Origin of the sequence: Actinomyces graevenitzii C83 (assembly GCF_000239695.1) — a bacterium.
GTDB classification, from domain to species: domain Bacteria; phylum Actinomycetota; class Actinomycetes; order Actinomycetales; family Actinomycetaceae; genus Actinomyces; species Actinomyces graevenitzii.
This window is the reverse complement of the sequence record NZ_JH470338.1, coordinates 803,327-814,476: the sequence shown is the minus strand read 5'-3', so window position 1 is coordinate 814,476 and position 11,150 is coordinate 803,327. Positions and strand designations below refer to the sequence as shown.

The window sequence follows — 11,150 nt, the reverse complement described above, 5'->3', positions numbered from 1 at the left end:
TACGGGGCGCTTAAAACGACTAAAAGAGATGAGCATCAACGTGGTCTACGCGATCGTCAAGGCTGGTGGCCGTCAGGAGAAGGTCTCCGTCGGCGACGTCGTCGTTGTCGACAAGCTTGCCGGTGAGATCGGCGACGAGGTAACCCTCGCCCCCCTACTCCTGGTGGATGGCGACAAGGTGACCTCGGACGCTGCTGGCCTAGCCGAGGTATCCGTTCGCGCCGAAATCGTCGGCGACGAGAAGGGTCCTAAGATCAACATCCTCAAGTTCAAGAACAAGACCGGTTACCGCAAGCGTCAGGGCCACCGCGCCAAGCTGACCGCCGTCAAGGTAACCGCAATCGCCTGATCTTGCCCTATATCGGCATCGATTAGTCTTAGCAGAAAAGAGGATTAGGAAATGGCACACAAGAAGGGTCTGGGTTCCTCCCGCAACGGCCGTGACTCGAACGCACAGTACCTGGGCGTTAAGCGCTACGGCGGCCAGTTTGTTAAGGCCGGAGAGATTATCGTGCGTCAGCGCGGCACTCACTTCCACCCTGGTGTAAACGTAGGCCGCGGTAACGACGACACCCTGTTTGCTACCGCAGCTGGCAGTGTCGAGTTCGGCACCCACCACGGTCGTAAGGTTGTCAACGTTCTAGTTGAGGCCTGAGACCAGCGACTAAACGTCATGTGAGGGCGGTTCGGCGCGATGCCGGCCGCCCTTGCGTCATATCTACGCCCGCAACTGATACCTAGGAGAGATCATGGCCAGTTTTGTTGATCGCGTGGTTTTGCACGTTGCCGGTGGCGACGGCGGCCATGGTTGCACCTCGATTCACCGTGAAAAGTTCAAGCCCCTGGCTGGTCCTGATGGTGGCGACGGCGGTCACGGCGGTTCAGTTATTTTGCGGGTAGACCCCTCGGTCACCACTCTACTTAGCTACCACCGCAGCCCCCACCGCAGTGCCGCCGGCGGCACCCCCGGTATGGGGGACTGGCGTCGCGGTGAAAACGGCGCTGACGTAATCCTGCCTGTGCCTGAAGGCACGGTAGTTAAAGACACTGACGGCACTGTAATCGCTGACCTGGTTGAGCCGGGAGCAGAGCTGGTAGTGGCGGAAGGCGGCGCCGGCGGGCGCGGTAACTTCTCCCTAGCTTCCTCTAAGCGCCGCGCCCCGGGCTTTCACCTATTGGGTTTGCCCGGTGAGAAAAAAGATGTAGTACTTGAGCTAAAGTCCATCGCCGACGTGGCTTTAGTGGGTTACCCCAGCGCCGGTAAATCCTCCCTGATTGCCGCCATGAGCGCGGCGCGCCCCAAGATTGCTGACTATCCTTTCACCACTTTGGTACCAAACCTGGGTGTGGTTGAGGCCGGCTCTAACCGTTACACCATCGCGGATGTGCCCGGGCTGATCCCCGGCGCCAGTGAAGGCAAGGGGCTGGGCCTAGAATTTTTGCGCCACATTGAGCGCTGCGCAGTGATTGTGCATGTGCTTGACGCGGCCACATTGGAATCTGACCGTGATCCGCTCCATGACCTTGAGGTTATTGAAGCCGAACTAGCCACCTACTCTCAGCGCCTAGCTGATGATGGCAGCGCTACGGGCCGCTTGCCGCTGATGAGCCGCCCGCGCGTGATTGTGGTTAACAAGGTGGATATGCCTGACGGCGCCGCCATGGCGGAAATGATGCATGATGAGCTGCTAGAGCGCGGCTGGCCGGTATTTGAGGTGAGCGCGCTAACCCGTAAGGGCCTGCGTGAACTGTCCTATGCGCTAGCGGCCCTGGTAGAGCAGGATCGCCAGCAGCTACAAGAGACCGAAAGTCAGACGCTGCGCCCGGTTATCACCCCGGCCCCGGTGGGACGACGCAAGAATGAGCCTATCGCTACCATTAAGCTGATTAACCACCCCCAGGAGGGCAAGGTTTATCAGGTGCGTGGTCACAAGCCTGAACGCTGGGTGCTGCAAACTGACTTCACTAATAATGAGGCCGTGGGCTATCTGGCTGACCGTCTGGCGGTTGCTGGCGTAGAAGATGAGCTGCTTAAGGCCGGGGCGCAGGGTGGAGACACAGTGCTGATTGGTGATTTAAGCGACGGCGTCATCTTCACTTGGGAGCCCAGCCTCACTGCCGGGGCTGAGCTGCTGGGACAGCGTGGCACGGATGTGCGCGTGGAGGACTACCACCGCCGTACCAACGAGCAGCGCCGAGCCGAATACAAAGAACGTATGGACGCTAAGGAGGCTGCCCGCGCAGCCCTGCGTGAAGAAGCTGCCCAAGGTTTGTGGACCGACCCAGAAGCGTAAATAAACCTGGTGAAGCTGTCAGGCAAAGATCTGACGTCATGTATGACGTGCTAGCACCGTGTTAGCGGAGCGGCCTTAATCGCGCTGGTCGCTCCACTAACGGTGCTTCCGCACCTGGACGATTTTTGGGCATATCGCCTGGTGAGGTGGGGTAGGACGCCTTTGTCTTGCCCCGGCGAAGCCAGCTTATATGTGTCAATCGTTTAGCATGTTTACTTAAAATCTCACAGTGGCTCAATTTGCCTTGAGCGATGCAATTGGTTAGTAATCAGGGCGGACAGCCATAATAAAGGCAGTACTCCCAATCCCGATGAGGACGCGATGCCGTTTAAATATGCACGCACCACTGGTGTGGCCATAATACTTGCCGCCATAGTTTATTCCACCTGGCTACTGTCTGGTCTGCTGGGCTCGCATTTAAGCTGGGTTAACGCCTACGCCTCAGAGCTGGCTGCTAGTGGCCAACCTACCGCTAAGGTGACTCGCATTGGCGACGGCGTAGCCTCACTGCTAGTTAGCGGCACCGGCGTGGTAGGGCTTAACAACCTAGGTAGAAATGTTCATTGGCGCAGGCTTAACCGCTGGGGTAGGCACTGCGCCCTGCTAGGGTTTGGGGGACTGGTACTTATTGGGGTGGCCACCATTGTGGATGTTAGTTTCCCCATGCAGTGCGCGGTGTCTTTAGCCAGCTGCAAGGCGCAGCTGGCACACTCCACCAGCTGGGTGCATCGGGTTCATGAGGGCTCCTCAATTGTGGTGGGAGGGGCCTGGATTGCCGCCGGCGCGGGCCTAACCGGCCTACTGAGCCCACGCAGCGGCTTAAAGCTACACAAACTTATGCCGGCTAGTCGTTACCTAACCGGCATAATGACTGCGGCAAGTGCCTTCTATGCGATTACCGCCGCCGTGCTAGAAGTACTCCAGCGTTACAGCGGCATTGCGCAGCGCGTGCACCTGACTATTTTGTTTGTGTGGATGGTGGTCTTTGGGCTTGAGCTAATTATCAGTCCCAAACGCTGGCGCAGGCTTAGGCGCGCGTTTAGGTAACGCGCGCCTAAACACTTTAGTTCACATCCATCCAGCAGCTGCCCATAGGCTCAAGTTCAACCTGCCAGGTTTGACCCTGGCCGCATATGCTAGTGCTAACTGCCTGGTAGGAGTTGTTGGTCACCAAGAACCGGCGCACCTGCGGATACCAAGCTACTTCAGTAGCTGGGTGGCTGGTGTGCCACTGCTCGATGAGGTCTTGGCGGTTAGCCGCCCAATACAGGGCGCGCTGCAGGGTGCGGCTGTTTACATAGGAGTAGGGCAGACCTGAGAAATACACGGCGCGCCCGGATCCATAGTGGTTAACTGCCAGCTGTACGCTGCCCTCTTTTAGACGCAGAATCTGCGCGCTGGTAGCAAACACATCCCCACCAGCGCCCTGGCCGTCGTCGAAAACAGAGTCTAAATCAGCGCTAACGTAATGGTCGGCAGTAACCACCGGGTAGCGGTCAGTAGACAGTGACAAGGACTGCTCGCGATCCACCCCCAAAACATCGCTGAGCTGCAAGAAAGCCCCGCCCTTGGAATAGGCGCTAGGCTCACCCACCCCAATGAAACCGCCGCCAGCGGCCACCCAGGCACGAATAATTTCGCTCAGGCGCGGATCATCCCAAACCTTGCCTCCAGAAAAAGCGGTCCCAGCGGCGCCAGCATTAATCAGCACCCCAATGTCCTTGGGCACACCCTGGTCCAAAACCTCGTCGAAGGAGAGGAACTCCACCTCAAAAGGTAAACCAGCCAGGGCCTCAACCACACCCACATAGGAGTAGCAGGCCTTGTACCACAGGGCGTGAGCCACCATATGGGTTTGCCAGCTGCGCAGCTTACCCCAGGCATTCAAAATACCCACCTTAAAGGGGGCATTAGCCGGCAAATTACCGCCGGAAAACTCGTGAATATCGCGGAACTCCTGACAGATTTGGGCAATGCGCTGAACAAACTCAGGAAACTCCAGAGCCAGCGAAACATAGCCGCCATAACCCATCCGGTCTAGCGGGTGGCGCACAATAGCGCGTCGTGAAGTTAGCCAAGAATCATTGGCCTGGCCTACCGGGTCTCCACCCTCGTGGTTGAAAACGTCGGGGAAGAAGTAAGGCAAGAAACGTACCTCGGTGTATTTAACCCCGGGAATATCGCTGATCAGGCGGGTAGTGGCGGCGCTACCGGCGCTACCAACCACCGCATCTAGCCCAATTGAGGGGAAATACTTGCCGTAAGGCTCGGTGCCAATCCAGTTATCACCTAGGAACATCATGGCTTCGCGCCCATTAGCGTGGGCAATATCTACCAGCTCCTTGGCCTTGGCGGCCACAAACCTGGAGGTGAAATCAATCCAGTCTAGGAACTGGGGGCTGGGGGAGCGGAAGGGGCAGTTGTAGTAGCCGGCGTCGACAAAATCTTCAGCCCGCAGAGCATAGCCATATTCAGCCTCAAAAGCGTCCAAAGCTTCAGGTGAGACGGAGGCAGAGTAGCCAAACCAGTCCACAAACTTTTCTTTGCCGCTCTCGTTAAATACCAGCGTGAAGTGGTAGAAGAAAGTGGTAAAACGCACCACATCCACTTCCGGGTGGGCCTCTAGCCAATCGGTCAAAGCCTGGCGGGTGTGCTCCCACACCGGGTGCTTACGCGCGTCATAGGGGCGCTCTTTGACGCGGGTGGGGTCATCTTGCCAATTGTTGGTGATGTAGTTGTACATCTGGGTGGAGTCCCATAGCTGATCAGCTAGGAAAGCCACGGTGTATTCATGCCAAGGCGTGGGCTGGGGGATAGTTACCACCCCGCGCTGGCGATCTAGCTGCCAGTTTTCTGTGGGCACTACCTGGCCAGTGGTGCGGTCAGTGACCTCCCAAAAACGCTCATAGCGCTCATAGTGCGGGGCGAACTGGTCACGGAAATAGCCCTCCATCACATCAATTTCTAGGGCAGCGGTCCCTAAAGCGGTGTGGCGGGCAGAAAGCAGATACTGGTTAACCAAAGTTTGGGGATGAGCCAGCGCAAATTCTTGATCGCCACGGGCCGGGAAGTAGGTGGAGTAAACCTTATCCACCAGTTCAGAGGCGATTTCAGGGAGCCAAGTGCCGTCAGAGTTACGGACGGCATCTGCACCTAAAACAGTGCAAAGGGCGCGGATTTGTTCATCAATGCCCTCTTGAATGGGCATAGTGACACGACCGGTAGTGCGCGGGGCGGGGGGCATGGTCATTGCAGACTTCCTCGGCAGCAGTTACACAGCTAAGCTGACGCGTCAGGCGCCACCCAAGCTGTGTTCGATTATGTTGGGGTAGGGGAGAAAATGTTTCCCTTAAACAATCATAGTCTCTACGCCGGCGGCTTTGATCCACGCCAGTGTGTCCTCATCCACGCCACTGTCAGTGATCAGCAGGTCAATCTGTGACAGCTTACGGATCAGCGCAAAGGCACTAGTGCCAAGTTTAGAGTGGTCACTAACCGCCACTACCGTCTCAGCTGCATCAGCCAAGGCCGCGTTAATAGCTGCCTCACCCTCATGAGAAGCGTAGGCCCCGCGCGGACCTAGAGCCTCAACCCCTAAAAACAAGGTGTTGATGTAAATATCGGGCAAAATCCGCTGCGCCAGGGGGCCTACCAGCTCATATGACTGGGGGCGGGGTACCCCACCGGTCATCACTACGCGCACATGCGAGCGCACAGTCAACTCATAGCCAATATTGACCGCATTAGTAACCACCGTAACTTGCGGCACTTCCAAAGTGGGTTCAGGGGCGTGCAAGGCCAGCTCACGAGCAATCTCAGTGGTGGTAGTGCCCCCATTAAGAGCAATAGTTTGGCCTGGCTCAACCAGTTTGGCGGCGGCGTGAGCAATACGCGTCTTTTCCTCAGACATGCGCGTAGTGCGGTAACGCAAAGGCAGCTCTGAAGAAGTAGGGTTAGCGCTAGCCCCGCCACGAGTGCGGGTAACTAGCTGTTGGCTAGCCAGTAAATCCAGGTCGCGCCGGGCGGTGGCGGCGGAAACCCCTAGCTGAGCGACGACGTCGTCAATATGCACACTGCCGGCTTCCAGAACCATAGCCAGCAGCTCGCTAAGCCGATCATGCCTGGTCATTACTGCCTCCCGTAATTACGTGTCAGATTGCCAGAGTAGGCCGCGAAACTGTAAGAAAACTTGGTTAATACCCCATAAGGATAGGCTATTTATATTAATTCATGGCAGTATGTAGGCATGGAAAAAACAGGGCGAGCACCACGCATAGGCATTATGGGTGGCACTTTCGACCCGATTCACCATGGCCACTTAGTGGCTGCAAGCGAGGTGCAAGACGCCTTTGAGCTTGATGAAGTGATCTTCGTTCCTACAGCTTCCCAACCCTTTAAACGTGACCGTCGCGTCTCTGCAGCCGAACATCGCTACCTGATGACGGTTATCGCTACGGCCTCTAACCCGCGCTTTACGGTATCCAGGGTGGATATTGACCGCGGCGGGACTACCTACACTGTGGATACTTTGCGTGATATCGCCGCACTTTATCCGGGCACGGAGTTGTTCTTCATCACTGGCGCAGATGCGTTGGCGCAGATTTTCTCTTGGAAAGACGCCGATAAACTATTCGAGCTTGCACATATGGTGGGGGTCACCCGTCCGGGACATGTGCTAGACAAAACCGGACTGCCAGATAGCGTGCAACTGGTTGAGGTGCCAGCTATGGCCATCTCCTCAACAGCATGTCGTGAAAGAGTTAAACGCGCCGCGCCGGTGTGGTACCTGGTACCAGACGGCGTAGTGCAATACATTCGTAAATACGGTCTCTATCGAAGTGGGCAGCGCAGCGGCGCAACCACCTCAATGACCGCCAATGTAGCCCAAGGACAAACCGGCAGGAAGGATAGCGAAAGTGACTGACGCGCCTCAAAACGGAGCTGCCCGCCCAATGTCGCGGCGAGCACGCCGCGAAGCGGAGCGCTCAGCGGAGCGTGAAGCCTTCCTAACCGGCCAGCAGCCCCTGCTAACCCGCCGTGAAATGCGCCGCCTGCGTGAAGAACAAGAAGCTTTACGCGAGGCAGTAGCTTCAGGGGAATTAACTGTTGATGAGGCCCAAGCCCTGCAAAGCCCTATGGCAGAGATGGATATTAAGAGCCACACTCTGCACGAACACAACAGTTTTGAGCCTATCCGTGAGCCGCTTTTAGGTTCCGCCCCCGGTGATTTAGCTGCCTCTAGTCGCTCTAGCGCCCCGGCTGCCCCGGCTGCTACTGCCGGCGAAGACCTTAGAGACACGCGCGTGGTACCTACCGCCGCTAGTCGCCTGCCTGAAGGCGCTGGGCACGCTGCCCCAGCTTTCCCGCCGGTAACCGCGCCCGCTGGTAATGGCGGTAATGGTGGTAATAGCCCTGGCATGGGGCTGCCTACGCATCTAGCCGGCAGCTCACCCACCGCCGCCTCAGCCGCTTCCTTTGGCATTTCCGCTGCTAGCGCCCCCAATGCTGGAGCTGGCCCACTGGGCGGCCAGGCCCGCGCAGACCAGCCGGTGGTACACGTAAATTCCAACCACGCTGGAGCCCCCTCACTGCCCACTTACCCGGCGCGCTCGCGGCGTGCTGCTAGCGCGGCCAGTGCGGGTATGGCCAGTAGCGCTAGTGCTTACAGCTCTTTAAGTGCCGCCTCGGCTGCGCATGCGGTTGAGGGGCGCGCTAGCCGCCGCCGCGCTAATGCGGCTAGTGCTCCCAGTTCTTTCTCTGCCACGGCGGCTTCGGCTACGGCAGCTTCAGCTGATTTGGCTAGCCGCGCAGGGACTCGCTCGCGCCGACGTGCGGCTGCTAGCGCAGCTAGTGCCCCCAGTATTTTCTCGGCTACCGCTGCTTCAGCTGATTTAGCTGGTGTAAATGCGGTTAGCGCCCGCTCTGCCGCCAGTGCCCCTAGCGCCTTGTCTGGTACTGCCGCCTCGGCAGCTAGTGCTAACTCGGCGGTTTCTGATTTTGGTGCGGATCTGCCCCGACGTCGCACGGTCTTTAATGCGGTTAGTGCCCCGACGCCGTCGGCTGCCCCGCGCGCTGAGGCCGCCCCGGCTTCGCCCTTCCTGCCTGTGCACTCTGTGCTAGCTAACCAGGATGCTCGTCCGGCTACGGATGCTCGCCTGGCTGCCCAGTCTGCACGTTCAGCTGAGCTGCCAGTAGCTCAGTCAGCGCCCCAGCCTGCCCCGGTGGTGGCTCCTGGTGGTGGCCAGCAGGGCCCGCTGTGGCAGTCGGTTGCCGCCGACCGCACCCACCAGCAGGCGCCTTCTGCTGATGAGGCTGGTGACTGGAATGTTTCTACGGCCGCCTATGCACCGGTAAATGAGCCGCTGGCTGACGCTCAGCCCGCCCCGGGGCAGGCTGAGGCAGCCCCGATGCGTCGTCGTTCACTGCTGGGTGGTAACGCTCAGCCGGCGCCCACCCCGGCCCCGGCGCCTACCCCAGCCCCGGCCGCTAATGAGACCCCGGCACGTCGTCCGATCGTGCGCGCCCCCTCAGTAGCCAAGGGTGTACGTGAGGTAGACACCAACACCGGTGAGCTGACCATTATTCAGCCTGCCAACCCCAACCCGCCGGCGGTGCAGCGCACTGAAGAGATAGTTTCTACTCAAGATGAGTTTGAAGATGAGGTATTACCCAACTGGGGTGCCTTCAGCCAGGCTCGCGCTAAGCAGCAGGCTCACTCGGCCCCCAATGAGGCGCTAGCAGACACTGGGTTGTATGACCACCTGGAAGATGATGACTCCGGCCAGGGGGGACGTGGCTTGCGTATCTTCCTGACCATGTTGCTGATCATTGTGTTGGCGCTGGTGGTTGCGGCAGTGGTGTGGTTCGTTGTGCTCGACGGCGGCTCCACCAACGCTCTGGCCCTGGGACTTGCCAGCCTCGAATAGGCAAACATTAAAAAGCAAAGCAGCCGCCAAGTATTTACATGCTTGGCGGCTGTGCTTTAATCAGACTTAGGCTAAAAAATTTAAGGAGACGAAATGTCCGCCACCCCTTATGCGATTGAACTTGCCCACGCAGCAGCCCACGCAGCCGCCCAGAAGAAGGCTAGCGACATTATCGCCATCGATGTTTCACAGCGTTTGGCCCTAACCGATGTGTTCCTAGTGATCTCTGCCGGCAATGAGCGTCAGGTTATGGCCGTGGTGGACGCTGTAGAGGAGGCTCTGCACAAGGCTGGTGCTAAGCGTCGTATGCGTGAGGGCTATTCTGAGGCTCACTGGGTGCTGCTGGACTACAACGACATTGTGGTGCACGTTCAGCGCGATGAGGACCGCGAGTTCTACGCGATGGAGCGTCTGTGGAAGGACTGCCCGCAGATTGAGCTGCCCGCCAGCGTGCTTGACGGCGAGTAAACATGGCTAAGTTGGTGGTGTGGCGTCACGGACAGACTGATTACAACCTGCAAGGGCGTGTGCAGGGGGTAACCGACATTTCTTTAAATGAGGCTGGCTTGGCTCAAGCTGACGTGGCGGCGCCAATCATTGCGGCCTACAAACCGGTTAAAATCATTGCTTCTCCGCTTGAACGGGCGCAGCAAACCGCCCAGGCGTTAGCTAAGCTGACTGGAGTTAAGGTAGCTAGCGATAAGCGCCTAATTGAGCGCTCTTTCGGGATTTGGGAAGGCCTGACCGGCAAAGAAATTAAGTCAAACTGGCCTCAAGAGTTTGAGCTGTGGCGCGGTAAGTGCGCCACTCCTGCCGGCATTGGCATGGAAGAGCGTGAGGCGGTAGGCCACCGCTCTGCTGCAGCTATGCGCGACGCCGTGGAGGGCTTGGGCACTGACGATACGGTGGTGCTGGTAGCGCACTCGGCAGTGTTGACCATGGGCACTACCTGTTTGCTTGGTTTAGACCCCAATAACTGGTCGGGACTGCTATCTCTGGGTAACTGCGCCTGGGGGGTGCTACATAACGGTTTACGCCCGCCAGGCTGGGCTATTCGCCAGTGGAATGTGAGCGTGACAGATAGCTCTAACTCCACCCCGGCAATTTGGTGACGTAAGCCACTGCTAAAGGATTTGCCAAAACGGGTTTGTGGCGGCTAAAGTTTTCCACGTTGCGTTAAGCGAAGGTTGAACGCAAAACCGGTTCGTTTTATCGGATTGGGGCTATGGCGCAGTTGGTAGCGCGCTTCCATGGCATGGAAGAGGTCAGGGGTTCGAATCCCCTTAGCTCCACGCTTACACGTTAAGTGTAGAGACAAATTAATACGGGGCTATGGCGCAGTTGGTAGCGCGCTTCCATGGCATGGAAGAGGTCAGGGGTTCGAATCCCCTTAGCTCCACGATTTTAACCGACCGGTTTATCCGGTCGGTTTTTTATTTCTGTAACTCGGTTTTTTGCCCCTTTAAGCGGGTTAAAGGACAAAAAGAGTTGGTCTGAGCCCGACCTTTCGGCTTTGTAGTGCGAGAAAGTCTGGTTCAAAGTTGTTGGGGGCCAACTTTGAGGGTGGACAAAATGTGTTGGTGAAACATCGACTTTTCGGCTTTATGGTGCGGGAGAGTGGGCGTCAAAGTTGGTACTGGCAGATTCGGTGAGTGAACATCTCGAAATGCGATTCCTGTGGCAGGAAGCTGATCCGGTACGGACTGTCGAAATCGGGCAAGCAGAGGTGGCATTGCACCTCGTGCCACTCAACTGGCGTGCAGCGGATTGATACCTCGGCCAAGCATCTGGGTGAGTTTCTTGCCTGGCTGCTCAGCGGTAATCGGCAGGCGGATATGCCAGGTGGGGGCAGGTCGTTTCGCAGGCGATGCCAGGGTTTGTGGCAGGTGTGGCCTCTTGCTCCGGTGGTGGAGTGAGGTGCATGAGGTCG

General features: G+C 57.9%; 11 protein-coding genes, 2 tRNA genes and 1 pseudogene. 11 read left to right on the top strand and 3 right to left on the bottom strand.

Annotated elements, in window-relative coordinates:
* Window positions 1-28: 28 nt before the first annotated feature.
* The 4 genes from rplU (at window position 29) to HMPREF0045_RS03565 (ending at window position 3,341) form a co-directional block, all read left to right on the top strand.
* Complete coding sequence (gene rplU, locus HMPREF0045_RS03580; protein WP_005985604.1) at window positions 29-349, top strand: 50S ribosomal protein L21; 321 nt, start codon at window positions 29-31, stop codon at window positions 347-349.
* A gap of 51 nt (window positions 350-400) precedes the next feature.
* Window positions 401-655, top strand: coding sequence for a 50S ribosomal protein L27 (gene rpmA / locus HMPREF0045_RS03575; protein WP_005985602.1), 255 nt, complete (start codon window positions 401-403; stop codon window positions 653-655).
* 94 nt (window positions 656-749) lie between these two features.
* Window positions 750-2,294, top strand: a complete 1,545-nt coding sequence (gene obgE / locus HMPREF0045_RS03570) for a GTPase ObgE (protein WP_005985600.1) — start codon at window positions 750-752, stop codon at window positions 2,292-2,294.
* Window positions 2,295-2,615: 321 nt separating this feature from the next.
* Window positions 2,616-3,341, top strand: a complete 726-nt coding sequence (locus tag HMPREF0045_RS03565) for a DUF998 domain-containing protein (protein ID WP_005985597.1) — start codon at window positions 2,616-2,618, stop codon at window positions 3,339-3,341.
* Window positions 3,342-3,357: 16 nt separating this feature from the next.
* On the opposite strand, the gene gnpA is transcribed toward HMPREF0045_RS03565, so the two are convergent.
* Window positions 3,358-5,544, bottom strand: a complete 2,187-nt coding sequence (gene gnpA, locus HMPREF0045_RS03560) for a 1,3-beta-galactosyl-N-acetylhexosamine phosphorylase (RefSeq protein ID WP_005985595.1) — start codon at window positions 5,542-5,544, stop codon at window positions 3,358-3,360.
* A gap of 99 nt (window positions 5,545-5,643) precedes the next feature.
* The gene (locus HMPREF0045_RS03555; protein ID WP_005985593.1) at window positions 5,644-6,423 is read right to left on the bottom strand and encodes a DeoR/GlpR family DNA-binding transcription regulator; all 780 of its coding nucleotides are present in this window, start codon (window positions 6,421-6,423) and stop codon (window positions 5,644-5,646) included.
* 117 nt (window positions 6,424-6,540) lie between these two features.
* Between HMPREF0045_RS03555 and nadD the strand changes: the two genes are divergently transcribed.
* The 7 genes and pseudogenes from nadD to HMPREF0045_RS11390 all read left to right on the top strand — a co-directional run.
* The gene (gene nadD / locus HMPREF0045_RS03550) at window positions 6,541-7,218 is read left to right on the top strand and encodes a nicotinate-nucleotide adenylyltransferase (protein ID WP_040315696.1); all 678 of its coding nucleotides are present in this window, start codon (window positions 6,541-6,543) and stop codon (window positions 7,216-7,218) included.
* Window positions 7,211-9,220 (top strand): hypothetical protein, encoded by a 2,010-nt coding sequence (locus HMPREF0045_RS03545; protein WP_005985589.1) that lies wholly within the window; start codon window positions 7,211-7,213, stop codon window positions 9,218-9,220. The genes nadD and HMPREF0045_RS03545 overlap by 8 nt, the downstream gene beginning before the upstream one ends.
* 93 nt (window positions 9,221-9,313) lie before the next feature.
* Window positions 9,314-9,688 carry a ribosome silencing factor gene (gene rsfS, locus HMPREF0045_RS03540; RefSeq protein WP_005985587.1) on the top strand — a complete coding sequence of 125 codons (375 nt, stop codon included), beginning with the start codon at window positions 9,314-9,316 and terminating at the stop codon, window positions 9,686-9,688.
* A 2-nt stretch (window positions 9,689-9,690) separates the two neighbouring features.
* Window positions 9,691-10,332, top strand: a complete 642-nt coding sequence (locus HMPREF0045_RS03535) for a histidine phosphatase family protein (protein WP_005985585.1) — start codon at window positions 9,691-9,693, stop codon at window positions 10,330-10,332.
* Between the two features lie 107 nt (window positions 10,333-10,439).
* A tRNA-Ala gene (locus HMPREF0045_RS03530) sits at window positions 10,440-10,512 on the top strand.
* A gap of 34 nt (window positions 10,513-10,546) precedes the next feature.
* A tRNA-Ala gene (locus tag HMPREF0045_RS03525) sits at window positions 10,547-10,619 on the top strand.
* Between the two features lie 253 nt (window positions 10,620-10,872).
* Window positions 10,873-10,935: pseudogene (locus HMPREF0045_RS11390) on the top strand (hypothetical protein); the annotation flags it as partial.
* Window positions 10,936-10,968: 33 nt separating this feature from the next.
* Here HMPREF0045_RS11390 and HMPREF0045_RS10935 read toward each other — a convergent pair.
* The coding region (locus HMPREF0045_RS10935) for a hypothetical protein (RefSeq protein WP_231196671.1) at window positions 10,969-11,150 on the bottom strand (182 nt) is incomplete at its 5' end.